A 26,515-nucleotide genomic window follows, 5' to 3' on the forward strand; every position below is an offset into this window, starting at 1 on the left:
GAACCTGTTATGACGAAGCGAAATATTTGCTGGCTCTCGAAGCGAGACACTCGCCCTTACTGAAGCCATAAAAAGCTTGTCGAATGTCTCAGGGCGTGATATAGTCGCGCAGGCGTCTTTTTATTTTACCCGGTTCATGATCTCTTCGCCCTTCGTCCGGCGGGCAATTTCTTTGGCCGTCTCTTCAATGCCTGGGTAGATAGTGCTGGGCTTGATGTTGAGTCGGCTGAGCTCCTGCAGGATCGCCTTCTTGTTACTGACATAAATGCGATCCACTTTAAGGCCACTGTGGCCGGTATCTGGCAGGACAGCCTCATGTCCGAACAACAGAAACGCGCCGGACTGGGAGGAGATCCTCTGGTTAGCAATTCTGCCGCGAACAAACAGGATGCGGCTTAAGTCTCCCTGACAAATTGCGTTTTCGAAGTATGGTTTTTCCGCCCGGATAAAATGAATCAGCTTCTTCATCTCTGGCGTTTCTTCACCGCGTTCATCTAAAGGAACGTCAGTTTCAGAAATGAGTTTATTTTTATCTTCCATATCAAGCAGGGACAGGTTGGAGATGCAACTGACGGTGTCAGAATTATAAAATTTGATGTCATCTCCCTGGACGTAAAAAATCTTTACATCCCCGATTTTCTCTTCTTCTTCGTTTTTATCAAGCATGTCTGCGCAGCAGAAATAGAGGGCAACCAGCGGATTGGCCGTGACGTCCAGTAGGCGCGTGGGCAGACCGTAGTGCTGCATGCGAACCAGTTTATCTATCATGAACTGATCCTGATAGAACTCGGCCGGATGAGCCGTCAGGATCTCGTTGATCATGTTCCTTTCTTTATGCCTATATAGCGGCACAGCCTTTTCTTCGCGGAACAGGGAGGGCTCCAGCTTATACCGGTAGTCGCTGTGCCCCCGGTAAAATACTTCATAACCATCCTCTGCCTGAAACTCGTTAATTTTCTGCAGAAACGCCTCAACCGACGTCACGCTCTGCTCGGATTCTATCATCCCGGGTGGTGGCGGGGGGGGCGGGGGTGGGATCAGAGCAGGCCCAGGCAGGGGGGGAGCCGGAATAGTTAACCCAAAAGTAGTCATCACTTCAGCAAGGCTGACGTCTTTAATAGCCCAGTGGGTTCTCTGTGCTTCAAATTGATGAAAGAAGAAGCGTTCGGCCAGTGCTCTGTAGTTATCAACTATTACTCTTCCAAAGTCGTAGTATATGCGCGCCGCATATTCTAAATTTTTTCCTCTAACTTTAATGCTTTCAATCATGGCTACCCGGACATTAGAATAGAGGCGCGAACGCCCATCCAAGTGCTTCTCATTCTCAAACTCGGTCATCAGTACGCAGGGAATGAGTTTCAGGTCTTCGAGAACCTTCTTGTTCACTTCCCTGAAGATGACCGAGAGGCTGTCACTGGTGTATTCCAGATAACGACTCAGCGGCATCGAGCTGTAGGCAAGTTCGCCCAAGGGAACCTTCCAGTCTTCATCACTCACTTTCATTATCAGATTTATCACGGGCTTCCCTTCAGGTTCATCAATGAGTAAATGTTGAGATAACTTTATCCCTTTACCGGTATCAGATAAACATAATTTTCTTTACTGGGCTTCCTTTTACCATGAATTATATTTCTGGCCAGTGCCTTACTTTCAAGCTATGGCCAGAGCCTGTTGTAGCTCATAATAAATTCATTAAACAGCCAATAAACAATCAAAAGATAACTAAAGAGATGTTATTTTAATATTAAACTGTGAATTTGACCCTAACTCGAAAACGTCTTCTAAAGTTTGCTGTTTCAGAATAAGCTTTTACTCTGTGATACATTTCATACTTTGCATGGAATTTTATGCAAAGCACGCAAAGTACGAGAGAACCTTCTATTTGCAATCGAGTTGCCCGCCCTGTGCGGTTTTTTTTTGCCCTCGGCCCAGATTTGGGATTAAAGGGAGCTCAACGAATTACCTAGATCGCTGTCCTCCAGTCTGCTTCTGGCTCAGAGTGCACTGGCAAAGTTCCTCTAAGCATGCAGGCGCAGTGGGATCCGAAACTTGCTCGGCGGCTTGTGGAAGGTCGACAGTGTCAGCGGCATAGAGCACCACGACGCGATGTTAACACGATACCTGATACAGATTATGAGATTGCAGAAGGATTCCGGGGGTGGTGAGAGCGACAGAAGTCATGGTGCATTTAGTACGCTATGAGTGAAAATCGAACATCAATCCATTAACTATATTAAAGGTTAAAGGAGTTTGTGAAGATTAAGAGCAGTTTTATCCTATAATTTAATAACTGCTCTAAGAATTTTTTTGGTGTTTTATGATCAACTGTTGTGCATTTGTAAAGCTACTCATGCTCTTTAAGAGCTATCACAACCGGACGAAGCCAATTTCCAACATCTGCAGTAAAATCCATCCATTGTGGATGCTTAGCGGCAATGTCAATAATTCGAGTTAAACCTATAGAGCGCTTAAGCCCTAATTCAAGGATAATTTGTCCCAAATAATCATGTGAATCTTCCCTGAAATGAATGGAACGAGCTATACTTATTATCTCTAACGATTCATCATCGTGATCAGTTTCATCCGATTGTATAAGCATTGTATGTAAATATTTTTCAGGATTATCCCCTTCTGGAAGTCTAAATTGAATAATTTTCTCTAAAGCCTCTTCACGTAATCTTATAGCTGTAAGATCATCTCCAGTTAACACCTTATTAATAGCTCGAATTTTTTCTGCTGGAGTCTTTATTACATCTCCATCTAAAATAAAAATGCTATTTCTCAGATTATCTCCTCTAAGCAATGTGCCTCCTAAAATGGTAAAAGCATTCACAGCCGCACCATACTTTATAACACGGGTATGCTTTGTTGCTTTTAATGAAGCACATAATTTTTTAATTATAGCTTCAGCAACATCATCTTCTACATAAACCTCAATTGAGGTGACTCTTTCGCCTGTTAGTCTATTTATAGCGTCAGGTTTAGTGTTCTCAAAACAGAAGGTTCTTTCAGCCATGTTTAAAACATGACGGATGTTAACCTTGCCTGATAGATTTATCACGGACTCCCTATGTGTCGTGAATATTATTTGCAAATTTTTTTCGTTTGCTCGGTCATAAATAACGTTGATAAGATTTTTCAAGGCTATGTCATGAAGTAAAAGATCAAGCTCATCAATGAGGATGAGTGAGTTCTTATCAGCTTTCAATATAACCTCAAGGATCATAAAAACTTTTTGCTCGCCAGCGCTCATGCTTAATGAAGAATAGCGCACACCTGAAGCTTCAACACCGATAAAAAACTTACCATTAGGTTGCCTATGATGATTAAAAGAAGTATATGTTTTATTAAGTACGTGAGAAGCCTTGATTAATAAAAGGTTTATAAATTCACTTGAAACATTAGAAGTTTCATACTTAATGTTATTCTTTTTCTCAGACTCAATCATAGGAACGCATTTTTCTATCCCTAAATAATATATTTCCCGAAGTGGTCTGCGAGCATAAATTTGAATCCATCGTGAACCTAAAGCATCTGCTTTTCCATATAACTTTTTGTCATTCTCGATTAATTCTTGCCCTTTACGGTAAGTATGAGTTATCTCAAATTCGCTACCATTCCATTCAGCATCGGGACTACGCGGGAAAAACTCCATTAGTTTATGATCTTCACCAGGCTGTCCATCTTCTGGTTTATAGATACCTGCAATAGCATGTAAGATGGTCGATTTTCCACTTCCGTTTGGCCCTAATATTGCCGTTAGTGGATGAGGGGTGAATGTCATGGGGTTCATATGGTTAATACATTTAAGCTTGAAAATCTTTATCGAGCTTAAAATTTGTCCCGTAACGCTTTTCTCTCTAACCTGTCTAGCCATTTAATACTCCCTTTATCGAGCTTATGCTGGTAAGCCCAACAAATTTTAAGATTTATTACATATACTCTGATTGCCGAGTAAATTTAGGAAGAAATTATTGTAGATAAAACCACTTCTTCATATGAATTTTTAATTTGGCTATGTTTTAACATTATGTCTGGCGGGCATTGTGCTAACAAAGTCACATGATGTAAGCAATGTCCGCTTTTGGCACATATCGACCATTATAAGGGATTAAAAAATTAGAGTTTTTAACTGTTAAGGTTTGAATAAGTAAGCCCTATTATTGGAGGAGGTATTGAACACCGCAATATCTAAATCAAAAACAATCCGCGCAAGCCGCGCAGTCTTCAATATAACATTCTCTACACTTTCTAAAAAAAGAAATAGTTTGTTAAAATGGTCCCGATAATGTCTTCTAACAATGTATTCCATCTGTGAATAAATCCCCTCCCAAGTATCTTTGTGATACTTTAAAAAAACATCATTATTCATTAGATCATTTAAATGCTGTTGAAATTTAAGTTTCATTAAACTTATGTTATTTTCGATCAGTTTTGGATTGGAACAAAAATAAATAAGGGATGAATCTTTATTAAAGCAAATGGAGTGCTCTTCGTTGTCAGGAAGAATGCCTATCTGTTTTGGGGTGATGCAAATAGAACTCTCTCCAATTGTTGAGTTGAAATAATTATCATGAAGTTCAATGTTTGTGTGAAATTTAGGGGCTATATAAAATACTGGATTTCCAGAATTTTCAAGGTGAAGCAACAGTTCGTGCTGCATAGAATATTTTTGAGCGTGCAAATAAAATTGATAATAGGGATTATTAAAAGCCTTATAGTATTTAGAATGTGGCCGGCTCAGGAAATTTGATTTTTTAAACTGAAAGAAAAAAGGAATGCCTTGTATTTTTAACCCAGCGTCATATCCTCCACCAACTCGCCCTTCTTCAACCAGTGAAGGGAAAATTGGTACGGAAGTGAAGTTGTATTTTCGAGAAAATTCCTCGATCAGTGCATATCCATATGTAAACTCTGAAAATTGAGGTTTCATCACACACCTTTAGGTCAGTCTGAATATTCTATTTTGAGTTAATGCGTAAGTTTTTAACTTAAGCAAGTTTTATAAACGGGCTACTATGGCTTCGTATTTTAATTTATCCCCACGTATATAGAGATCGGCTTTCTAGACTTATGATTCCAACATAAAAATGAAATAATAAAATCATGCATGAAATACAGTGCTTCGTTTTAAGTGAGCTTCCTGCCATTTTATCTCGTCGGTGTAATTATACTTTTGCCTTAACTCACTAATTTTAAGAAAAAATCACCCTGCCGTAATATTTCATCCATAAATTGCCAAAACCATAGAATCGCTGTCCATCGATTCCTGACTGATCGCATGCTACATGCCATATCAGTTTTCCAGGATTTTTCATTTAGCTATTACCTGCAGGGGGAATTTTGCACATCCTTAAACTATTAAATCATAAATTTAGCTGATTGATGAGGGCCGTTTATTGTAAATCCCTGCATTTATGATAAATACAAAAAAAGTGCTTTCTTAAGATCTATTGGTGGGATTTTATAATGTTAATTGTGGCTTTATCAATTTTTAATGCTAGTCCAAGTGAGGCTAATTCATTAATGGTTATCATAGATCAAGGACATCGCCAATCAGTTTTTAAATGACAGGCAATCTCTCTATCTACTGGTCTGGGCAAAACTGGCAGGTATCTTAGCGGCGGACCTTAGGGTCAGCGAGTATGTGCTTATTGCTAGATGCATTGAGCTCCAGATCCTGCGTCCCTTAGCCAGTTACTGACGAGCTGTAGTTGAACGTATCTGTTCCGAACTTCTTTTCAAAGATGCTCACCTTAAGATGTGTTCTGGGGCGGCTTATCCTCTAAACCTGATCTACTTGACCTTAAATCTGCGCAACTCTGATTTTCTCAGGTAACCTCTATCAATGAAACGTATAATCGTTTTCCTGGATTCGGTTCAGGTAAGATGGAGACCAGATCGATGCGTGATATTCAAATGGTTCTTGAACGATGGGGTGCATGGGTTGCAAATAACCCGGAAAAAATCTCGTGGTACAGTGTTGCCGCTGGATTCACAGGGCTTTTCCCAAATAAAGTGACGACACGCCCTCAGTGTTGTGATGAGGATGGACTGATTGTCAGCCGTTGTGTCGCTAAGCTTTATTCCAAAAATGCAGACCTGCATGAGCTACTGGTGGACTACTACATTCTCGGTTATACCTTCATGTCACTGGCAAGAAAACATCACTGTTCAGATGGCCACATCGGGAAGAAACTTCAGAAGGCCGAAGGCATTATTGAAGGAATGCTTGTTATACTCGATGCGTCACTTGAAATGGACAGGTTTGTGCAACGCACACCTCACCCATATTTATGTGAAACCACTTTACGTACGTAAAAGTCTGCGTATTCTGTCAGAATCATTTTATTGGGTTCAATATATGTACCTGGCTCAATTTATAAGGCAATTGCGGACCATCATGCTGCGAGCGTCGGCACTGTCGTACCGACGTCCCATACAGCTCAGCGATGATTAACTGAGCGTTAAATACTTGAAATCTTTTCCTCGCATGTCGTTGTACTTATCTGTCATACGCTGATATTTGTGGCCCAGCAGTGTGCGAGTATCTATGCCCTGTGTTCGGTAAAGCCGCTCAGCCAGTGAACGCTGTTCACGGAACGGCGGCGCCGTACAGCCCTGCGGAACTGATAGCTCGCAGCATTCGCGACAAACTCTAAACCAGTGCGACAACGACCAGGTATGGATGCACCTCCCTGAGTCCGTTTGCAGCATCAGGCCATTTGAAGGGCAAATATCGATGACTTCAGCGAGCGAGGTGGATACAGCATCCAGGCGCAGGCTAAGCGGCAGGGCTACCCTTTCTCCCGTTTTAAACTGCGTGATGTAGAGATAACCGTCTCTCACATCGCGAGAGTGCATTCTGACTAAATCCGAGGAGCGCTGGCCGGTCACCAGTGCCAGCAGCATCGCGTTCTGAAAATAAACAGGGGCCCGGTATTTGGCGCACTTAAAAATTTGTATCCACTCGCTTAAGCTCAGTCGCGCCGCTGCAACCGCTGTTATGGGCGGCCGGGATAAAAGGGCGGGGTTATGTCCCATTGGTACAACGCCCGCTCGTTGCGCCTCTTTGAACAGATCGGACAGATTTATGCGCAGCCGGCGAGCTGCGTATGGGGTTTCCTGGGCTTTTTCATTGATGATCCGGCTGATCTCATAAGCCGAGATGCTCATCAGCTGACGATCGCCCCATACTCTGCAACAGAACCGCGCAAGCCTTATATAGTCCTGTACTGTTTTCGCTTTTATTTCGCCGCTGGCGTGTCTTGCCTGCACTGCAAGTGAATAGCTTTCAACCCATTTACCTACTGTTAATGACATGATTTTCTACTCATCTGTAATTAAGGAGCTGCCTGCGCGGCAGTGAGATGAGTGATGGAGATTATTCCTGCGCTGAATGCAGTCCTTGCATATCTCTGCGAGGACTGCAGAGCCTGTTATTAACGATGAATCTAAATAAATTGTACCTACAAAGCTCGCTTCGGCGGGCTTTTTTTATACTCAAAGTCGCCTCTGGTTCCCACCGCGCACCCTGCGCACGCCGACGCGCGGCTTTTTTCTTCTATTCCATTGTTGCCCACACCAGAAAGGGCTGAGCATGCATCGTATGGACTCTTCATCTCATCAAATGCCGTACTGGTGGTCTGCGTGTCTGGCGTTCTTCTCAACGCTCAGCCTCTATGACTACGTTTTCTGCGTCGGTGCAGCAATCTCCGCGTTCTTCACAATCAAAACCTATTACGCCTCGCGACGCGAAAGGCGACAGCAGCTGGAGGAGGAGCGCAAGCGAACAGGGATGCTCAGAGCCTATCTGGGCAGCGTCATCGCTAAGCCGGAAAGCGATCGTCCGACAGTTGCTGAGGTTGTGGCTAAGGTAACAGAAAGAGAGGAGAGGATCGATGCCGACATTTAACAGAAAAGCCAGCGCAGCGGGCGCAGTATGTGCTGTTGGCGTCATCGTGGCAATCGTGCTTTCGCATGGGCAGATACGTACAAATCAGCGTGGACTGGAACTTATCGGTAATGCAGAGGGATGCCGGCGTGAGCCATACACATGTCCAGCAGGTATTATCACCGACGGGATAGGCAATACACACGATGCTCAACCAGGTAAACGTAAGACTGACGAGCAGATAGCCGCAGACTGGCAACAAAACATTCTGGACGCCGAAGCATGCGTAAATTACTACGCCGCTGGCGCCCGACTGCCGGATAACACATTTTCCGCTGCTGTCTCGATTGCATTCAATGTTGGCTGCTCAAAAATGCAGAAATCGACGATGTTCCGCTATTTCCGTCATGGGCAGCTGGTGGAAGGATGCAATGAATTCCCCCGGTGGGTTTTCGGTGGAGGTCTAGAGCTGCCTGGACTGGTGAAACGTCGCGAGGAAGAAAGGAAGCTGTGCCTGGAGGGCGTGAAGTGATGCGGTATTTGCTGCTGTGCTTCTGCCTGGTTGCGCTGGGAGCCGGACTACTCGCCAGCCATTATCACGATAAAGCCATGGAATGGCGCGCGGCAGCACATCAGACGCAACAGCTGGCGAGGCAGCAGGAAGCTACTCTCAGCGAAATGCAGAGGCGACAGCGTGAGGTTGCCGCGCTTGATGCAAAATATACAAAGGAGTTAGCCAATGCTCAGGCGACTATTGAGCAGCTTCACCATGACGTTATTGCTGGTCGCAAGCGGCTGTACCTCAAAACCCGCCGTTCAGCCATGCCCGAGGGTAAAACCCCCGGCACCACCAGCGTGGATGATGCAGCCCGCGCCCGACCTGATAACTCCACTGAACAGGCTTATTTCACTCTCAGACGTCGAATCGAGCTCGCCGGCAAGCAAATAGCCGGCCTGCAGCAATACATCAAAGAGCAGTGTCTGAAGTGAGTATTAAAGGGCGCTGCGATTGTGCGATGAGAAGTTTATAACTCTGAATCAGCAAGCTTGATAAAATCTGGGCTACTTAATACTTCATATGCCATTTGTCGAAGAGCAACATGATTGGCATTTGTGATTGGTTTGCTGCTGATAATCCCATTACAATCATTCATTATCTTAAAAGTTCCGAGGGAGCCCTCTTCTGCAAGTGAAGCGTATAAGGGTTCAAGTGATTCATCAACATGTGCTCCGCCATCTTTATCAGCAGCCGATTTCATAATTACGAAACGGGTTATAAGCTTGCCATGTTCTAATACATAAACGCATTCATGCCACCAATCTTTCAAAGGTAAATACTTATTGTTGAAAGGAGAGCCATCGCCCAGTGAAGGTCTGTATTCTGATTCTTCACTATTAGATAACTGGAAGAGTCCCAGCCCATAATATTGAGAGAGCTTTTGCGCCTTCTCTTTAGGCATGCCTCCTGTACTAAGTAAACTGATGTTTTCTGCTTTCATGTGTTTTAAGATCGACGTGCAGTTATTATTACTTGAATAAAAAATTATACGCAAGCTAATAGCTATTCTTAGTGCTTCGTGAGTGTGGCCTTTATCGTATCTCTCGCACGAACTTTCAAGGAAAGAAATTTGCTCAATCAATTTTTTCTTGAATCTATCCATAAAATATTACTCGTGGCAGGGATAATATGGCATTCACCGACAAATAAGGAATGTTCTGTCGCGAGTACCTCTTTGGTTTTAAAAGCTGTGTTCGAAACTGTATCAGCAATGGCTAAAATGTTTCAATAAAATTTAGAAGTCTTTGGAAGTGATGAGCTCTGAATTTGCGGGTCCTCCCGGAGGGGTGCCCTGTCCACGAGGCGGCGGCCCCGCAGAAAACGGCTAGTTTTGCGATTTTCATAGGGACACCACCACGTGTCGTAACTAGTTGAATCTATGACTTAAATCGGTTTTTGAGGTGTCCATTTCGCCAAAAACAGGGACAGGTGGATAGCGGTTAATTACATGATATTAAAAAGGAAATCCGTAAATGAGCTGGTGTGTTGAGGTGAGGAATGTCAGACATCAGCAGAATCGGGGATGCCTATAACTGGAGTATTGCGAAAATTGCTGAAGCTTTCGGCATAGATCGTAAGACGGTCAGAAAGAAAATCATGAACGCTCAGGTTGCATCCGCCGGAAACATTCGTGGAAATCCGGTCTATGCCCTTAAGGACATAGGTCCTGTTCTCTTTACCCCTGACGAAGCAGCCACCCCTGAAACATTTCATGATCCCTCCCGCATGGATCCTAAATCCCGTAAGGACTGGTTTCAGTCTGAGAATGAGCGCGTAAAGCTTGAAGCTGCGCTCAGCCAGCTTGTACCTGCTAATGAAGTACATCGCGAGATGGCCATGATGGCAAAGTCTGTTTTACAGGTACTGGATACATGGCCTGACAGGCTGGAGCGCGATCGTGGGTGGCCTCCCCATCAGATTTCAGAAGCACAATGCATTGTTGATGAAATCCGAGAAGCGCTGGCTGCAGAGATCCGCAGTGCAGATATCGTCGAAGAGAGTGAGCCATGACCTACGCCTCAGCTGCTGAGATACGTCAGGACGTATCCGAACTCTTCAAGGCTCCGCATCGAATGCCAGTAACTGATGCGGTTAAACGCTACATGCGCGTGCCTTTGGGTGGTGGCAGTTCACTCCCATGGGATGCGACACTGACGCCCTATATTGTTGAACCCATGAACTGCCTGACGTCGCGCAATTATGACGCGGTGGTTTTTGTCGGCCCCGCGCGGACGGGTAAAACGCTGGGTCTGATTGATGGCTGGATAACCTATTCTGTGGTCTGCGATCCGGCAGATTTTCTGCTGATACAGATGACAGAAGAAAAGGCGCGCGAACATTCAAAAAAACGCCTTGAACGCACTTTTCGCTGCAGCCCTGAGCTTCATAGCCGTCTCAGCCCACGCGCCAGCGATAATAATGTGCATGACCGGACTTTTCGCGCTGGCAACTACCTCAAAATTGGCTGGCCATCTGTCAATATCATGTCCTCATCCGATTATCGATATGTTGCACTCACTGACTATGACCGCTGGCCCGATGATATAGACGGGGAGGGAGATGGTTTTTCCCTGGCGTCCAAACGCACCACCACCTTTATGTCAGCCGGCATGACGCTGGTGGAGAGTTCTCCGGGCCGGGATATTTGCGATACAAAATGGAAGGCTTCGACGCCACATGAAGCACCGCCAGCAACAGGGATCCTCTCGTTATATAACCGGGGCGATCGCCGCCGGTGGTACTGGCCGTGCCCGCATTGTGGAGAATATTTTCAGCCGGAAATAGCCAATATGACAGGCTATCGCGGCTATACCGACCCGGTACTGGCCAGTGAGGCTGCACGTCTGCAGTGTCCGGCCTGCTCTGAACTGATTGAACCCGATATGAAGCGTAACCTGAATAGCTGCGGCGTCTGGCTGCGTGACGGGCAGAGCATGGATTGTGAGGGGCAACTCAGCGGGAAGGCGCGCCAGTCTCGTATTGCCTCTTTCTGGATGGAAGGTCCGGCGGCGGCATATCAGACATGGACCCAGCTGATTTATAAATATCTCACTGCCGAACAGGAGTATCAGGCAACAGGCAGTGAAGAGACCCTTAAAGCCGTCTTCAATACGGATTTCGGCAGGCCTTATTTTCCCCAGACCGCCCTTGAACAACGCAAGGGAGAACATTTAGAGAGCCGCGCCGAGGATATTCCCGAGCGAACGGTTGCCGACGGGGTAAGGTTTCTTGTGGCGACTGTTGATGTGCAGGGCGGCCGGAATCGTCGTTTCGTGGTGCAGATAACCGGATACGGTTCGATGGGAGAGCGATGGGTTGTTGACCGCTACAACATCCGTCATTCGTTACGCAGCGATGACCTTGGCGAAAGCCGTCCTCTCGATCCCGGCAGTTACCCTGAGGACTGGGATCTGCTTCTCTCGGACGTGCTGTATAAAACCTGGGCGCTGGCCAGCGATCCGTCAAAACGAATGTCGCTTATGGCGATGGCTGTGGATTCCGGAGGCGAAGATGGTGTGACCGACAACGCCTATCGCTTCTGGCGAAAATGCCGTCGGGAGGGGGAAGGAAAGCGTGTTTATCTTTTCAAGGGCGACAGCCATAAGCGTGAAAAGCTGATCACCCGCACATGGCCTGACAATACCGGACGCTCAGCACGTCGGGCAAATGCCGCGGGGGATGTTCCGCTTTATCTGCTCCAGACCGATGCGCTCAAGGACCGGGTGAACAATGCGCTGTGGCGTGAAGCTCCGGGGCCCAATTACATTCATTTTCCGGCCTGGATCGGGAGCTGGTTTTATGACGAGCTCACCTATGAAGAGCGTTCGCCAGAAGGCCGGTGGCGTAAACCGGGGCGCGGAGCCAATGAAGGGTTTGACCTGCTTGTCTATGCCGATGCGCTGGTCATTCTGCATGGCTACGAAAAAATCAAATGGCCTGATGCACCTTCATGGGCTCGCCGGGAAGCCTGGATTGAAGGCCGTTATACAGATAACACTCTGGCAAGTGCGTCTCCGCCACTCGAAGCCCGTACCCGCAAATCCTCATCAGGCACGACTCCCGACATGACCAACAATCCCTGGATTACAAACGGAGGCTGGATATGAACCAGAGCGAGGTGGAAGCCATGATCCGCTATTACACCGAGGCAGAGATTGCCGTACTGAGTGGCAAAACCATCATGCTGAACGGGCAGTCCATGACGATGGAGAATCTGGCAGACATTCGAAAGGGACGGCAGGAGTGGGAGCGCCGCCTGGCCGGATACCTTAAAAAACGCTGTGGTCAGACGGGTTATCGTTTAGCGAGGTTCTGATGTCATTCCTGGATAATGCAATCGGTGTTTTTTCGCCGTCGTGGAAGGTTGCCAGGCTGCGTGCCCGCATGCAGATCCGCGCCTACGAAGCCGCGCTTCCCACCCGCACACATAAAGCCAGACGCGAAACACGCTCAGCTAACCAGCTCAGCCAGGCCGGGGCGGTTTCCCTTCGCCAGCAGGCCCGGGCGCTCGATGCGAATCATGACCTGGTGATCGGCATACTGGATAAGCTGGAAGAGCGCGTTATCGGCGCAAAAGGCATCATCGTTGACCCGCATCCGCTGCTGAAAGACGGCCGTGTGGCCACGGAGCTGGTGAAAACCATACGTAAAAAATGGGCTGAATGGTCACTACGGCCTGATGTCACCGGCGAGTTTTCCCGGCCAGTACTGGAGCGTCTGATGCTGCGCACCTGGCTCAGAGACGGAGAGGTTTTTGCTCAGCTGGTGAGTGGCCATGGCGCCGGGCTCAGTGCAGATGGCGGCGTACCTTTCTGGCTTGAAGCGCTTGAGCCAGATTTCGTGACTATGAACTCCGATCCTGCCGCCGGACTTATTCAGGGTGTCTGGCTGAACGAGTGGGGCAAGCCGCTTAAGTATCAGGTCTATAAAAATCTTCCCATCAGCGGTTTGCTGTCGGATACCAAAGAGGTGTCTTCTGACGCCATGCTGCATCTTAAATTTGCGCGACGTCTGCATCAGGTCAGAGGTAACTCCATTCTGTCCGGTGTGATGATCCGTCTGAGCGCCCTGAAAGATTATGAAGAAAGCGAAATGGTCGCCGCACGCATCGCCGCTGCTCTGGGGATGTACATCAAAAAAGGTGACGGACAGGACTATTCAGAAAGCCTGAGTGACAGCAACGAGCGTGAACTGACTATTCAGCCGGGCATGCTGTATGACGATCTTCGGCAGGGTGAAGAGATTGGCATGATCAAGTCAGACCGGCCCAACACCAGCCTTGAATCATTCCGGAACGGGCAGCTGCGCGCCGTGGCTGCCGGCACACGTCTGAGTTTTTCGAGTACGGCCCGTAATTACAACGGTACTTACAGCGCGCAGCGGCAGGAGCTGGTGGAGTCTACTGACGGGTATCTCATTCTGCAGGACTGTTTTATTGCTGCCGTCACCCGACCGGTTTATCGCGCATGGCTGAAGCAGGCGCTTGCAGCGGGCGTGATTAAGCCACCTGCCGATATCGAACTCTCCACACTTTATGACGCTATTTACTCGGGATCCGGTATGCCCTGGATCGACCCTGTGAAAGAGGCGACTGCCTGGAAAATTCAGATACGGGGTGGGGCTGCAACCGAATCCGACTGGGCACGCGCGTGCGGGCGCAACCCTGATGAGGTTAAACGTCGTCGCAAAGCGGAAGTCGATGAAAACCGAAAAGAAGGGCTGGTGTTCGACACTGACCCGGCAAACGACAAAGGAGTCAGCAGTGACCGAGAAAATAAAGCAGATAAGCCAGCGTCAGGTGACGCAGACGAAGAAGACTGAATCCTGGTTCTGGATGGCCGCACGGGGCGAAGCTGAGGCAGAGATTTATATCTATGACGAAATCGGTTTTCAGGGCGTGCCGGCAAAACAGTTTATCAGCGACCTCCAGGCTCTTGGCGAGATCAAACACATTACCCTTCATATCAACTCGCCTGGTGGCAGCATTTTTGAAGGGATCGCCATTTTCAACGCACTTAAATATCACCCTGCTGCCATTACGGTTTATGTCGACGGCGTGGCCGCGTCGATGGCCTCCGTCATCGCCATGGTCGGTAATCCGGTCATTATGCCAGCCAACAGTTTCATGATGATCCATAAGCCCTGGGCGGTCGCGGGCGGTGACGCCGATGACATGCGTGATTTCGCTGAGCTGCTGGATAAAACGGAGGCTGTGCTCATCCCGGCTTATGCCGCCAAAACAGGGCTGGCCCATGAGGTTATCGCCGACATGCTGAAAGAAGAAACCTGGATGGATGGTACCCAGTGTGTCTCGCTGGGATTTGCTGACCAGCTAACGCCCGCCGTTCAGGCAATGGCCCGCATTGATTCAAAACGTATCGAGGAGTACGAAAAAATGCCAGAAAACCTACGCAATATGCTGACGCCGCCGCAGAACAGCCTGACGCACAATCCTGCTCCACCTCAGGCAGATGTGAACGAAGCGGGTTTGCGTGAACAGTTCATTGAAGAGCAACGTGTTCGCGCACGGGCGCTCACTGACCTGTTTGGGATGTTCGGTGATAAATACAATACCCTGCAGGCAGCCTGCATTGCGGATCCGACGTGCACGCTTGAGCTGGCACGCGAGAAACTGCTGACGCAAATGGGTAAAGAGAGCACGCCTTCTAACAAATCAGCCGCACCTTATATCTATGCCGGAAACGGGAATTTTACCGGTGACGGTATCCGGCAGGCCATCATGGCGCGGGTCGGTTATGAGCCACTTCAGCCGGATAACCCTTATAACGGCATGACGCTTCGTGAACATGCGCGCCTGTCGCTGACCGAACGGGGCTTCGGTGTGGCCAGTTATAATTCGGTACAAATCGTCGGCCTGGCGTTTACGCACAGCACGTCCGATTACGGCAATATCATGCTGGATGTGACTGGCAAGTCCCTTCTTCAGGGCTGGGAAGAGGCGCCTGAAACATTCGGGGAATGGACCAAAAAGGGGCAGCTGTCCGATTTCAAAATCGCGCATCGCATGGGACTGGGCGGTTTTCCTTCGCTACGTCAGGTCCGCGAGGGGGCGGAGTACAAATACGTCACGACGTCTGATAAGCAGGCAACGATTGCCCTGGCGACCTACGGCGAATTGTTCAGCATCACCCGCCAGGCCATTATCAACGATGACCTTAGCGTGCTGACCGATGTCCCCATGAAGCTCGGCCGCGCGGCAAAAGCCACCGTGGCGGATCTGGTTTATGCCATTCTGACCACCAACCCGAACCTTTCCACCGATGACGTGCCGTTGTTTGACAGCGCGCGTCATGCCAACGTGCTGAAAGCAGCGGCAATGGATGTGGTGTCTCTGGACAAAGCCCGCCAGATGATGCGTCGCCAGAAAGAAGGCGAACGCCATCTCAACATTCGTCCGGCTTTCGTGCTGGTACCAACGGCCATGGAGTCCACTGCAAGCCAGGTCATTCGCTCAACGTCTGTTAAAGGCGCTGACATTAACGCCGGTATCATTAACCCTGTGCAGAACTTCGCGAAGGTAATTGCCGAACCGCGTCTGGACGATGCCAGCCAGAACACGTTCTACCTGGCGGCGGCAAAAGGTTCGGACACGATTGAGGTGGCTTACCTTAACGGTGTGGATACACCATTTATCGACCAGACGGAGGGCTTTACAGCTGATGGTATTACCACGAAAGTGCGCATTGATGCCGGCGTTGCGCCGATTGACTATCGTGGTCTGGTACAGTGCGTTGCCTGATATGTCGTAAAAAATCTGAATGCCCGAAAGGGCTTTTTTTATGTCTGAAATCCGGTCAGTACCGACCGGAAGGAGAGTAACGATGACAACAAATTATGTGCAGGATGGGAAAACGATCCCTGTTCGTAATTTCCTGGATAAAACGATGAAAAGTGGGGAGCTGGTTTTTGTCGGAAAAGTCGCTGCCATGGTGATTGCGGATATCCCGCCCGGCCATACCGGGGATGGATTCGCTGAAGGTGTGTTTCTTCTTCCCAAAATCAAAACGGACAGGTTTTATGCCGGCCAGATTGTCGCACTGGCTGAAGGTAACATCACCCTGGCCGGGGTGAATCAGATGCCAGTCGTGGGAACAGTCTGGGAAAACTCACTTGACGGGCAGACGTTAGCGCCCGTGAAGCTCAATGCAGTCACCGAACTCACCCGTGAACTGGCGGACAACGTTTAACGCCTGACCACGTCCTGCATTTACTCTGCGAGGCATTAATGAACGATTTCAGGTCGCTTCGTTTACGCATGGATACTGTTACCGCCCGGCGCTTTGGGCAGAACGTTGTGATCAATGGTCAGGCAATGTATGCAACAGAACATGCGTTTCCGGCTGACCTCGGGCCGTTATCGGGTGAGGGGGTTTCACTGATTGTTTTCGACGACGTTTATCAGCCGGGGCGAAGCGACAGGGTTGAATGGCAGGGAAAGGTCTGGCGGGTTGAACGCTGGCACACCTATAACAACAAGCCACAAATCTGGCTTGAGGAGGATAAAAGTGCAGGGACTGAAACAGGCACTGAATAACCTGCATGAGCTCGATCGTCAGCTGGTGCCCCGCGCGCTGGCGCAGGCGGTGAATCGTGTGGCACGCCGTGTCATTACGCACAGTACACGTCAGGTTGCGCAGGAGACAGGCGTTCCCCGGAAACTGGTCAGACAGCGTGTCCGGCTACGCCTGGCCACGCCCGGACATGCTGACCCGACCGCACGCCTGCTCGTTAACCGTGGGAATTTACCAGCCATCAGTCTGGGCATAGCCCGAATGCAGCTGTCCCGGCGAAAGACAGCATCCAGCCGGCATGGCAGCGTGCTCAAGGTGGGGCGGTTTACTTTCCGGAATGCATTTATACAGCAACTGACTAACGGCCGCTGGCATGTATTGCAGCGGACCGGCCGCAGTCGCTATCCGGTTCAGGTTGTAAAAATCCCGCTGTCCGGACCGCTGACGGAGAGTTATCAGAAACAAAGCCGGCAGCTGATGGAAACGGATATGCAGGCTGAACTGGCCGCCGCGTTCAGACAACAACTGAGGCTGTACCTGAGGAGGAGGTTATGAAAAAACACGCTGAAATCAGGCGCACCTTCACGGATGCGCTCAGGTCCCACATCAGCGGGGCGGCCTTTCATGATGGTCGCCCCGTTTTTATTGATGAAAAAGAACTGCCCGCCGTAGCTGTTTATCTGTCAGACGCACGCTACAGCGGGAACTATCTGGATGCGGAAGCCTGGCAGGCCACGCTGCATATCGAGGTATTCCTCCGGGCAACCCAACCGGATACGGCACTGGATGAGTGGGTTGAACGCCATATCCTGCCGGCGCTCAGTAACGTGCCGGCACTTTCATCCGTGATCGATACGCTCACGCCGCAGAGTTATGACTGGCAGCGGGACAGTGAAATGGCGAGCTGGGGTTCAGCCGATCTGACTTATCTCATTACTTATCAGATGTAAGGAGCCACTATGGCGACACCAAATCCTCTTGCATCAGTTAAAGGTGCAGGTACCACCTTACTGATTTTCACCGGCAGTGGTGATGCCGCAGCTAAGCCACTGGATGATAACGGCTGGACACGACTCGCCCAAATCCGGGAGCTGCAGCCTGGCGAAATAAGTGCGGAAAGTTACGACGATACCTGGCTGGACGATCCGGATGCCGACTGGAAAGCCACGGCGCAGGGCGAGAAGTCGGCGGGCGAAGCCAGTATTACGCTTGCCTGGAAACCCGGCGAGCAGGGGCAGAAAGATTTACTGAGCTGGTTTCACAGCGGGGAGGTTCGCTATTACAAAATCCGCTATCCGAACGGTACGGTCGATCTGTTCCGGGGCTGGGTCAGCAGCCTTGGCAAGACCATTCCGGCAAAAGAGGTCATTACGCGAACCATCAAGGTAACGAACAGCGGCCGTCCGGTTCTGGCTGAAGAAATTCCGCAGTCGCCTGCACCTGCGCCACATTCTGACAATAACCATGAACAAGGAGGTCACTGATGTTTCTGGAACAAACCGTATTTCATTACGGGCCCGAGCAAATAAAGTTATCTGAACTGACAGCGCTGCAGCGCGCCGAGTTTTTTGATTTTGTTGCCAGTTCTGACGCCATTGATATCAATTCTCTTACCGAAACAGCCAGCCTGGCTGCCATGGTCAGGCTCAATACGGAGTCGTATGCCTGGCTTGTCTCCCGCGCGCTCTGGAACTGTCACCGTGAGACGGACGTCAACGACATATATCAGGAGATTCTGGCCGACTGGCCCGAAAAGGCGCTGTGTCTGGCTGCTGAAAAGGTGATGGTTCTCAGCGATCTCAAGGGAGATGAAAAGCCGGGCGAACAATCCGGCCCCGGGGAGGAAGACGTGAAGGTAAAGCTGGCGAACGGGAGCTGAAATTTATCATGTTTCTGGCTCATGAGTTTCGCCGCCCTGACTGGCGCCGGATGCTCAGCGAGATGACGTCTTCTGAACTCGCGGACTGGCAGCGTTATTTCGCCGCTGTGCCGTTCAGCCATCGCCTGCTGGATGCTGAATTTGCGGCGCTCAGCAGCACAATGGTGGCGCTCGCCACAGGTGAATGCGGGCTGAATGCAGAAGAATTCAGCCTGCTTAGTCGCTCAGGAACCGGTGACCTCATGACTGATGACATGTTGATGGCCGTGGCAGAGTCCATGGGAGGAGAACGCCATGTCCCAGCAGATCGCTGATCTTGTCGTAAACCTTGGGGCTGAGACTGCCCGGTTTCACGAGCAGATGGGCCGGGTCGAACGTCAGCTGAAAAACGCGGGGCAGCAGGCCGGGCGCGCTGCGCAGCAGGTCTCCTCCGTTTCGCGCGCTGAAGTGCAGGCCACGCAGGCAAAAGCCCGCTTTCTCAGCCAGCTCAAGGCACAGCTGGCCACACAACGGCTTTCGCGTGAAGAGATGCTGAGAACGCGCGCGGCACAGCTGGGGCTGGGCGATGCGGCGGAAATCTATATCCGTAAGCTGGAGTCGGCCCGTCAGAAAACGCACTCTCTGGGCCTTGAGAGCGCGGCGGCGCGGCGCGAGCTTGGCGTGTTGTTTGGCGAAATGGCGCGGGGTAATTTTGGCGCACTTCGTGGCTCCGGCATTACGCTTGCGAATAATGCCGGATGGTTAGAAAAGCTGATGACCCTGCGCGGTCTGAGCATAGCCGGGGTGGTGGGCGGTATTGCCGCCGCCGTCTGGGGACTGGGCAGAGCCTGGTATCAGGGCAGCCAGGAGGCGGAGACCTTTAACAGGAATCTTATCCTCACCGGCCACTATGCCGCCCGGACAACCTCAGCACTACAGGCGATGAGCCGCTCTCTGGCGGGCAACGGTATTACGCAGCATGAAGCGGCTTCTGTGCTGGCGGAAGTCACCAGCTCGGGTTTATTTAACGGGCAGCACCTCCGGCAGGTCGCTGATGTTGCGGCCCGTCTTAAAGCCATAACCGGTCAGGCCACCAAAGAGACTATCCGGCAGTTTGCGCGCCTTCAGGACTCGCCCGTCGCTGCCGTCCGGGAGCTGGATAAATCCCTGCACTTTCTGACGGCTACCGAACTGGAAAACATCACCCGCCTGGCTGAACAGGGGCGTGAAGCCGATGCGGCAGCACTGGCTATGGATCGTTACGCTGAAACCCTGCGTCTTCGCAGCGCCGATGTGGCACAGCATCTGGGAACGCTGGAGAAAACCTGGAAATGGCTGGGGGAGACGGCGGCAGGTGCCTGGGACGCCATGCTGGGTATCGGGCGGGAGCGATCGCTTGAAGACCAGATCGCCGCGTTACAGAAAAAAATAGATGCTGGTGGAATGGCGCTGGGAAAAACCTGGCTGCCAGTGACGCAGCAGGACAGGGACGCGCTTTCCCGGCTGAAAGAGCAAAAATTTCAGCAGGACCTGAAAGCTGCCCGTGAGAAGGCGGAACGGGATGAGCAAATCCGTAAAAAGCGCCGTTTCGATGCTGACCAGGCCCTGAAAAAAAAGTACGAAACGGATGAGGAAAAACACCAGCGCGCGCTGTCAGTTATCCGCCATTCATGGGCATCCCGTGAGGTTAAAGAAGAGGCGATGCGCCGTGAAAAACAGCGCTATGACACGCTTGTCGCAGGCCGCCGAAAACGGCGGGACGCACATCAACCCTCCGCGGCTGCCCTCGCAGGCGAAAAGGCGCAGGCTGACATGCTGGCACTGCAGGCCCGGCTGCACGCTCTGAAGACGCATCAGGAAGCAGGTATTGTCAGTCAGCAGCGTAAAGACCTCTGGGCCTCTCAGGCGAAATTTCATGTTCTTGAGGAAGCCGCACAAAAACGCCAGCTGACCCAGGAGGAAAAATCCCTGCTTGCCGGTAAAGCCAGCGTCCTGCTTCAGCAGGAAAAACTGGCCATGCTGGGGGATGAAGTGGCGCTTCAGGAACGCATGAATCAGCTTCAGGTACAGGCTGGGAAATTTACGGAGCAGCAGCGCACGCGGCAGACGGAAATTGCGGCGCTTGAACACGGCCTGTCGGCCCGGGATGCACAGCAACATGCCAGCATTACCCGACTCGGTGCCACCTATGCAGAGGCGCCAGATATGCTTGCTGCGGTGTTAAAGGCGCAGCAAAAAACCTGGCAGGCGGAAGAAAAGCTGCGGGCTGACTGGCTGGCGGGATCAAAAAGCGCATGGGCTGAGTATCGTGATGCGGCGCTTGATGCCAACAGCCAGATAAAACAGGCTTCGTCCAGGGCACTTGACGGGTTAAGCACACAGCTGAGTGCTCTGCTGACGGACGGTAAGGCAGGTTTTCGAGACTTTACCCGAACTGTTCTGAGCATGCTCACCCAGAGCCTGGTGAAAATGACGCTGGTCAGGGGCGTGGATTTTTTTGCCGGGCTAATTAAGCAACATGCGTTGTCCTTTCATGCGCAGGGCGGTGTTTTTCATTCTCCTGAACTTCATGCCTTCAGCGGAAGCGTGATCCGGACACCTACTCTGTTTGCGTTTGCCCATGGTGCTGGCGTCATGGGCGAGGCCGGACCAGAAGGTATCTTTCCACTGCGTCGCGGTGCCGACGGTAAGCTGGGCGTGGTGGCCCGGATGACAGGAGACGGCCTGAAATACACGCCCGTCTTTAATGTCACCATTCACAATGACGGCCGTAACGGGCAGCTCGGGCCAGAGGCCGCCAGAATGATGTACGAGCTGGGGCGTCAGGGCGCGAAAGATTTCTTCCTTCAGCAGCAGCGTGACGGCGGCATGATGAGCGGAGGCCGGGTCTGATGGAATCATTTAACTGGAAGATCAGGCCGGGTATGCGTGCGGAGCGAGAACCGCGTGTGCAGACAATCCGGTTTGGTGACGGGTATGAGCAGCGGCGCACAGATGGCCTGAATGTTCTTCAAAGCCGCTACGCCATTATGCTGTCCGGACCTCACGCCTCTATGCAGGCGGTGGAGGACTTCCTTATCCGGCACAGCGGTATCAGAGCCTTTCTGTGGCAACCGCCGGGCCAGCCCGATCCCGCCGCTTTTGTCTGCCGACGCTGGTCGGCGGTGCGTCTGGCGAGGCGCACGGAAATAACCGGCGAATTTGAACAGGTTCCCGCCTGAGGTAACAGCAATGAACACCATTCCTTCTCAGATGCTGAGTGAACTGACCCGCACAGAGTCGTCTGCCCGTATTGAGCTGTGGGAAGCCGATCTGACCACAACAGGCGGTAAACGTTACTTCTTCTGCAATGAACAGAATGAACTCGGAAAAGCGGTTGTATGGCAGAAACGTCGCTACCGGCCTTATCCCGTCAGGGTGGAGGAGTGTGGCATGAGCGGCCGGGGTCCGTCTGCGCGACCGTCAATCGTTGTCTCAAACCTGTATGGCATCGTGACCGGCCTGGCTGAGGCGCACCAGAGCCTGGTGGGCGCCGCTGTGATACGGCGTACGGTCTGTGCACGCTTTCTGGATGCGGAGAATTTCAGGTGCGGTAATCCGGACGCCGATCCACAGCAGGAAGTGGTCAGCCGTTATGTTATTGAGCAGCTGGCGGAACTGACATCTCTGACGGCGAGATTTATTCTGGCCGTGCCGACTGAAACCGAGGGACTGTTGTATCCGGGCCGCATCATGCTGGCCGACCTTTGCCCGTGGGAATACCGCTCTGCAGACTGTGGGTACAAGGGGCCGGTTATTGCGGACAGCAACGGACGACCCGTGACGGATGCCGCTCAGGATCACTGTGGCAACTGTGCGGCAGGTTGCCGCCTTCGGCAGAACATCGGGCGCTTTGGCGGGTTTCTCTCGCTGAATGCGTATTCTGAAGGATGACAGACTCCTGTAGCGCAGCGACAGTCGGGCGCCTGTCAGAAGATATCTTCGCGCACGCCCGGGCATGCCATCCGCAGGAGTGCTGCGGACTGGTCATCCTGACAGGGAATGGCTGCCAGTACCGGCCCTGCATTAACGCCTCACCTGAGCCACGACGGCATTTTCTGATCACCCCTGAAGATTACCTGAGTGCCTCTGCCGCCGGCAAGGTTATCGCGCTGGTTCACAGCCACCCTGATGGGCCACCTGAACTGAGTCCTGCGGACAAAGCCGCCATGAGGTACAGCGCCTGCAGCTGGTGGCTGGTCTGCGGCGACAGCATTTATCGCTTTGGAGATGAAAATGAGTTCACCTGAACATTCCTCTGAAAGAGCCCGGCCGGTTCGGGTGTGTCTGTACGGCAACCTCGCCAGGTCTGGCAGGCGTATTGATCTGCATGTGCTGACTGCGGCAGAAGCGCTGCATGCGCTGGTGATGCAGTCCGGTGAGTTCAGGCGCCAGTTCAGCGAAGGGCTTTATCAAGTGCGCATTGCCGGCAGCGATCTTGTTACTGGCAACCTGCATGCCCGCCTGCACGAAAGGTTACCGGCTGGTGCCGTTGTCCACCTTGTTCCCCGACTGCAGGGCGCTTCCCGGCGAGGCCTGCTTCAACTGTTTGCCGGTGCCGCGCTCATCGCGGCGTCGTTTATTCCGGGCCTGAATGCTTTTGCCTGGACAGTGGGCGCGACAACACTTTCGCTGAGTGGGGCGGCTTTTTCGCTGGGGGCCAGCCTGATGCTGGGCGGGGCCGCTCAGCTGCTGGCGCCGCGACCTCCAGGCGCAGATACCAAGGATAATAAAAGCACCTGGTTTTCAGGCACAGAAAACATGATGGCTCAGGGCGCGCCGGTACCGGTCCTGTACGGGGAAATGCGGGTGGGGTCACGCGTGATTTCTCAGGAGATTTCCACCCGGGACATGAGCGGGGAAGGAAAAGTCATTGTTATCGGGCATTGAGGATCGGGGGCGCATTGCTACAGCATTGCTGAATGCTTGGGCAGGCTCGTAATAATAAAAAGTAAATTAATGTAAAAGCGATGCTTGATGACGATTGAGGGCGTTTAAAGCGGTTTTAACTATCCTGCTAGAGGATTGTAATGCAGATTGAGAGCTGGTTTACTCAGGCCAGCTCTTTCAAAATTCAACCAATGATGTTTTTTTCAGCTGGACTTTTTGTCTTTATGTTGATCTAGTGGTGGATAATCCGCCTTCATCAATATTTGCTGATAAATATTTTGTGCCAAAATTGGGCTCCGAAGCAAACTCATCTCCGCATAAACGGCTGTTGCAATAACTTCGCCATCACCTTTATTCAGCACAAGATCACCGTAATTTTTATTTAATGCCTTAAGAGTAACTTGAAATAAATCAGAGAAATACTGCTTAAAAGTCATTTCATCTTCATATCCAAAAAGAACAAAGCTACCTTGCTGAACCTCTACTTTTGGATCAAACACTATTATGCACCCTTCAGGGAAACTATAACCATCTGAACCAACCATGGATTCACCCATAATTCTCATAGCAAAGGCACTATCACTAACTTCGATGTTGCAGGGGTGAAAGGTATTTGCACATTTTAATACCTCTTCAATCCTATCTGCATACGGCCCCATAGTTACCAGAGGGATTTGGCGTACAGATGTATAGGGAATGAAATTTTTCAAGTTTGGCTCTTGGCCATCTCCAGAAGCCAGCCAACCAGCAGTAGTACCTAAAGCAGAAGCCAGTCGCACTAAGACGGCATCCCTCGGCTTAGATTCGCCAGCTTCATAAGCGGCAATTTGCCTTTGTACAATGCCTACTTGTTTAGCTAAGGCTGTCTGAGTCATACCCAAAGATTTCCTTAGGCTAGAAACACGCTCATTGAATTTGGAGTCAAAATTCACAACTTCACCTTAAACTATTTGTTGACACATGAATAATTCATACTAATATCTCTAAAAGTTCATGTGAATTTTTATGTAGAGAAGACAAGAGGAGTTCATGATGTCCGAAAGTGTTTCACCTATCAAGTCACGCCAAGTTCGTTTTGTAGGTAGGGCTGAGAGCCATATCCGAGATTCAGCTAAACGCTATCATGGCCCGATCCAGGCAGAAATATCATATCGCATGGATTTACTGAGCAAGCTAGGGGGGAGAAGCGATGTGGTTATCCAGTAAAAATAACGAAGCCCAGAAGTGCGCTAACACCCTGGGCCTCTTATCGAGCAAATCCCGCGAAGGATATATCGACATGAAAATTTTACAGAACACCGAGCTAACTTTCCACAATGTTGCATTAGTACCTATTCGTGTAGAAGACGGAATTTGGTTAACTTCTTCAGATATTGCAAAAGCCCTTGGATATGCATCTAGTAAAAGCGTTTCGACGATTTACTCACGAAACGCGAAAGAGTTTACCAGCAGGATGTCAATGGTCATCAAAATGATGACCAATGGAATAAACAATAAGTTACGTGAAAAAAGCGTCCGTGTGTTCTCACTTCGCGGCTGTCATCTGATTGCCATGTTTGCCACAACATCAGTTGCAAAAGAGTTTCGCCGCTGGGTGCTGGATATTCTTGAGCGCGAGGAAGGTAAGCCGGTTCCATCCAGACAGTTCGCGGATGAGGAACTGCGCACTCTTTGCCTGCTATGGAGTCATTCCGTGAATATGATGGGAAATATTGCAGATATTGCGCCGCTGCTCAGAGTAGCTGAACACAGACTTGCCTCTGAATTCAGCACCATGCCGCATCTTTACGTTGAGACCCTCAACAATGCCCGCGCCATGCTCGAACGTGAAACGTTGCATATTGATATTTCAGGGGAGGCTAACCGCGACTGGCAGATACTGAACAAGTTGAGATTAGGGAAGTACGCATCATTGTTTGGCGCTTAGAACAGCGCAAAAGAAAAAACCGCCAGTTGGCGCTGGCGGTCTACATCAATTAAAACGACCAGGTATCAATCAATGCTTACAGATAATTTAACAGTGCGCGGATCCGTTGTCACGGAGAAAACCATCGACAGTCAGTCCCTGCTGGCAATGGTCAATGAAGCGCGCAAGCAGTGTTGTGAGCCAGAGGTTCGCAATAACAAGTTTATCGAAAAGGTCGAAGATGAGCTTGAGGGGGAGTTTTACACAAAAAGTGCAAAACCTTCTGGCAGTAATGGTGGGCGGCCTTTTGACATCATAGAAATGACCATCAAGCAGGCGCTTCGCGTGGCTGCCCGTGAGTCAAAAGCGGTTCGTCGCTCACTGGTTGATAAACTGGAGGCAATGAGTCAGCCAGCGTTTGATCCTTTGGCTGCGCTGAATGATGCCGCGTTTCTTCGTGGCACTTTGCTGTCGTATAGTGAAAAAGTCATCGCGCTTGAACATCAGCTTGAAAACATGAAGCCTGATGTTGAGGCGCTTGACCGCATCGCAAAAGCCCACGGCAGCATGTGCATTACTGACGCTGCTAAACACCTGCAAATCCAGCCGAAATCGCTTTTCAAAATGTTGTCTGAAAACCACTGGATATACCGCCGCACTGGTGGAAAAGCATGGCTGGCGTATCAGGATCGCATCCAGGCTGGCGTGCTGGAGCACAAAGTTATCGTCATAGAACGTTCAGACGGCAGTGAAAAAGTCGTTGAGCAGGTTCTTGTTACCGCAAAAGGCCTGGCAAAGCTGTCTAAAATTCTCAGCATGAAAACTGTCGCGGCTTGAA

27 protein-coding genes and 3 pseudogenes are annotated in these 26,515 nt (G+C 50.4%); 23 read left to right on the plus strand and 7 right to left on the minus strand.

Annotated elements, in window-relative coordinates; genetic code table 11:
- Window positions 1-120: 120 nt before the first annotated feature.
- From D7S44_RS05805 to D7S44_RS24085, 4 genes and pseudogenes are all read right to left on the minus strand, one after another.
- A complete protein-coding gene (locus tag D7S44_RS05805) occupies window positions 121-1,503 on the minus strand; it encodes an FRG domain-containing protein (RefSeq protein WP_147402082.1) in 1,383 nt (460 codons plus the stop codon).
- Between the two features lie 841 nt (window positions 1,504-2,344).
- Window positions 2,345-3,877: an AAA family ATPase gene (locus D7S44_RS05810; RefSeq protein WP_120452922.1), complete on the minus strand. Its 1,533-nt coding sequence runs from the start codon at window positions 3,875-3,877 to the stop codon at window positions 2,345-2,347.
- 258 nt (window positions 3,878-4,135) lie between these two features.
- Window positions 4,136-4,933: a hypothetical protein gene (locus D7S44_RS05815; protein ID WP_120452924.1), complete on the minus strand. Its 798-nt coding sequence runs from the start codon at window positions 4,931-4,933 to the stop codon at window positions 4,136-4,138.
- Window positions 4,934-5,110: 177 nt separating this feature from the next.
- A pseudogene (locus tag D7S44_RS24085) lies at window positions 5,111-5,318 on the minus strand (DUF3800 domain-containing protein); the annotation flags it as partial.
- Window positions 5,319-5,904: 586 nt separating this feature from the next.
- On the opposite strand from D7S44_RS24085, the gene D7S44_RS05825 reads away from it, so the two are divergent.
- A complete protein-coding gene (locus D7S44_RS05825; protein WP_120452926.1) occupies window positions 5,905-6,321 on the plus strand; it encodes an antiterminator Q family protein in 417 nt (138 codons plus the stop codon).
- 135 nt (window positions 6,322-6,456) lie between these two features.
- Here the strand turns inward: D7S44_RS05825 and D7S44_RS05830 are convergent, their stop codons facing one another.
- Entirely contained in the window at window positions 6,457-7,323 is an 867-nt protein-coding gene (locus D7S44_RS05830; RefSeq protein ID WP_120452928.1) for a tyrosine-type recombinase/integrase, read from the minus strand.
- Window positions 7,324-7,600: 277 nt separating this feature from the next.
- Between D7S44_RS05830 and D7S44_RS05835 the strand changes: the two genes are divergently transcribed.
- Genes D7S44_RS05835 through D7S44_RS05845 form a run of 3 tightly spaced genes read left to right on the plus strand, consistent with a single transcriptional unit; the run spans window position 7,601 to window position 8,884 of the window.
- The gene (locus D7S44_RS05835; protein WP_120452930.1) at window positions 7,601-7,915 is read left to right on the plus strand and encodes a hypothetical protein; all 315 of its coding nucleotides are present in this window, start codon (window positions 7,601-7,603) and stop codon (window positions 7,913-7,915) included.
- Window positions 7,902-8,426 carry a lysozyme gene (locus tag D7S44_RS05840; protein WP_120452932.1) on the plus strand — a complete coding sequence of 175 codons (525 nt, stop codon included), beginning with the start codon at window positions 7,902-7,904 and terminating at the stop codon, window positions 8,424-8,426. Before D7S44_RS05835 ends, D7S44_RS05840 begins: the two co-directional genes overlap by 14 nt.
- Window positions 8,426-8,884, plus strand: a complete 459-nt coding sequence (locus D7S44_RS05845) for a lysis protein (protein WP_120452934.1) — start codon at window positions 8,426-8,428, stop codon at window positions 8,882-8,884. The genes D7S44_RS05840 and D7S44_RS05845 overlap by 1 nt, the downstream gene beginning before the upstream one ends.
- 35 nt (window positions 8,885-8,919) lie before the next feature.
- Here the strand turns inward: D7S44_RS05845 and D7S44_RS05850 are convergent, their stop codons facing one another.
- Complete coding sequence (locus D7S44_RS05850) at window positions 8,920-9,555, minus strand: hypothetical protein (RefSeq protein WP_147402083.1); 636 nt, start codon at window positions 9,553-9,555, stop codon at window positions 8,920-8,922.
- 395 nt (window positions 9,556-9,950) lie between these two features.
- Here D7S44_RS05850 and D7S44_RS05855 point away from each other — a divergent pair, with 395 nt between their 5' ends.
- From D7S44_RS05855 to D7S44_RS05935, 17 genes and pseudogenes are all read left to right on the plus strand, one after another.
- Window positions 9,951-10,463, plus strand: coding sequence for a DUF1441 family protein (locus D7S44_RS05855; RefSeq protein ID WP_120452938.1), 513 nt, complete (start codon window positions 9,951-9,953; stop codon window positions 10,461-10,463).
- Complete coding sequence (locus D7S44_RS05860; protein WP_120452941.1) at window positions 10,460-12,559, plus strand: phage terminase large subunit family protein; 2,100 nt, start codon at window positions 10,460-10,462, stop codon at window positions 12,557-12,559. Before D7S44_RS05855 ends, D7S44_RS05860 begins: the two co-directional genes overlap by 4 nt.
- Window positions 12,556-12,768, plus strand: a complete 213-nt coding sequence (locus D7S44_RS05865; protein WP_120452943.1) for a DUF6148 family protein — start codon at window positions 12,556-12,558, stop codon at window positions 12,766-12,768. Before D7S44_RS05860 ends, D7S44_RS05865 begins: the two co-directional genes overlap by 4 nt.
- Window positions 12,768-14,273 carry a phage portal protein gene (locus D7S44_RS05870; RefSeq protein ID WP_120452945.1) on the plus strand — a complete coding sequence of 502 codons (1,506 nt, stop codon included), beginning with the start codon at window positions 12,768-12,770 and terminating at the stop codon, window positions 14,271-14,273. The genes D7S44_RS05865 and D7S44_RS05870 overlap by 1 nt, the downstream gene beginning before the upstream one ends.
- Window positions 14,274-14,286: 13 nt before the next feature.
- Window positions 14,287-16,212 (plus strand): ClpP-like prohead protease/major capsid protein fusion protein, encoded by a 1,926-nt coding sequence (locus D7S44_RS05875; protein WP_120454170.1) that lies wholly within the window; start codon window positions 14,287-14,289, stop codon window positions 16,210-16,212.
- Between the two features lie 82 nt (window positions 16,213-16,294).
- Window positions 16,295-16,660 carry a capsid cement protein gene (locus D7S44_RS05880; RefSeq protein WP_120452947.1) on the plus strand — a complete coding sequence of 122 codons (366 nt, stop codon included), beginning with the start codon at window positions 16,295-16,297 and terminating at the stop codon, window positions 16,658-16,660.
- A 38-nt stretch (window positions 16,661-16,698) separates the two neighbouring features.
- Window positions 16,699-17,007, plus strand: a complete 309-nt coding sequence (locus D7S44_RS05885) for an ATP-binding protein (protein ID WP_120452948.1) — start codon at window positions 16,699-16,701, stop codon at window positions 17,005-17,007.
- Window positions 16,973-17,539, plus strand: a complete 567-nt coding sequence (locus tag D7S44_RS05890) for a phage tail protein (protein WP_179256394.1) — start codon at window positions 16,973-16,975, stop codon at window positions 17,537-17,539. Before D7S44_RS05885 ends, D7S44_RS05890 begins: the two co-directional genes overlap by 35 nt.
- Complete coding sequence (locus D7S44_RS05895; RefSeq protein WP_120452952.1) at window positions 17,536-17,934, plus strand: phage minor tail U family protein; 399 nt, start codon at window positions 17,536-17,538, stop codon at window positions 17,932-17,934. Before D7S44_RS05890 ends, D7S44_RS05895 begins: the two co-directional genes overlap by 4 nt.
- 9 nt (window positions 17,935-17,943) lie before the next feature.
- Window positions 17,944-18,420 (plus strand): annotated as a pseudogene (locus D7S44_RS05900) (phage tail tube protein); the annotation flags it as partial.
- 47 nt (window positions 18,421-18,467) lie between these two features.
- Window positions 18,468-18,863 carry a phage minor tail protein domain-containing protein gene (locus tag D7S44_RS05905; RefSeq protein WP_120452956.1) on the plus strand — a complete coding sequence of 132 codons (396 nt, stop codon included), beginning with the start codon at window positions 18,468-18,470 and terminating at the stop codon, window positions 18,861-18,863.
- A gap of 8 nt (window positions 18,864-18,871) precedes the next feature.
- Window positions 18,872-19,177 (plus strand): phage tail assembly protein T, encoded by a 306-nt coding sequence (locus tag D7S44_RS05910; RefSeq protein ID WP_120452958.1) that lies wholly within the window; start codon window positions 18,872-18,874, stop codon window positions 19,175-19,177.
- Between the two features lie 118 nt (window positions 19,178-19,295).
- Window positions 19,296-21,599 (plus strand): annotated as a pseudogene (locus D7S44_RS05915) (phage tail tape measure protein); the annotation flags it as partial.
- A gap of 134 nt (window positions 21,600-21,733) precedes the next feature.
- Entirely contained in the window at window positions 21,734-22,063 is a 330-nt protein-coding gene (locus D7S44_RS05920) for a phage tail protein (RefSeq protein WP_120452962.1), read from the plus strand.
- A 10-nt stretch (window positions 22,064-22,073) separates the two neighbouring features.
- A complete protein-coding gene (locus tag D7S44_RS05925) occupies window positions 22,074-22,775 on the plus strand; it encodes a phage minor tail protein L (RefSeq protein WP_120452964.1) in 702 nt (233 codons plus the stop codon).
- Window positions 22,772-23,131, plus strand: coding sequence for a C40 family peptidase (locus D7S44_RS24090; protein ID WP_120452966.1), 360 nt, complete (start codon window positions 22,772-22,774; stop codon window positions 23,129-23,131). Before D7S44_RS05925 ends, D7S44_RS24090 begins: the two co-directional genes overlap by 4 nt.
- A complete protein-coding gene (locus D7S44_RS05935; protein WP_120452968.1) occupies window positions 23,118-23,771 on the plus strand; it encodes a tail assembly protein in 654 nt (217 codons plus the stop codon). Before D7S44_RS24090 ends, D7S44_RS05935 begins: the two co-directional genes overlap by 14 nt.
- Before the next feature lie 203 nt (window positions 23,772-23,974).
- On the opposite strand, the gene D7S44_RS05940 is transcribed toward D7S44_RS05935, so the two are convergent.
- Entirely contained in the window at window positions 23,975-24,703 is a 729-nt protein-coding gene (locus D7S44_RS05940; RefSeq protein WP_272867888.1) for a LexA family protein, read from the minus strand.
- A gap of 257 nt (window positions 24,704-24,960) precedes the next feature.
- On the opposite strand from D7S44_RS05940, the gene D7S44_RS05945 reads away from it, so the two are divergent.
- The gene (locus D7S44_RS05945; RefSeq protein ID WP_120452972.1) at window positions 24,961-25,698 is read left to right on the plus strand and encodes a BRO-N domain-containing protein; all 738 of its coding nucleotides are present in this window, start codon (window positions 24,961-24,963) and stop codon (window positions 25,696-25,698) included.
- A 72-nt stretch (window positions 25,699-25,770) separates the two neighbouring features.
- Window positions 25,771-26,514, plus strand: a complete 744-nt coding sequence (locus D7S44_RS05950; RefSeq protein ID WP_120452974.1) for a phage antirepressor KilAC domain-containing protein — start codon at window positions 25,771-25,773, stop codon at window positions 26,512-26,514.
- Window position 26,515 lies beyond the last annotated feature (1 nt).

The organism is Pantoea piersonii (assembly GCF_003612015.1).
Classification (GTDB): Bacteria; Pseudomonadota; Gammaproteobacteria; order Enterobacterales; family Enterobacteriaceae; genus Pantoea; species Pantoea piersonii.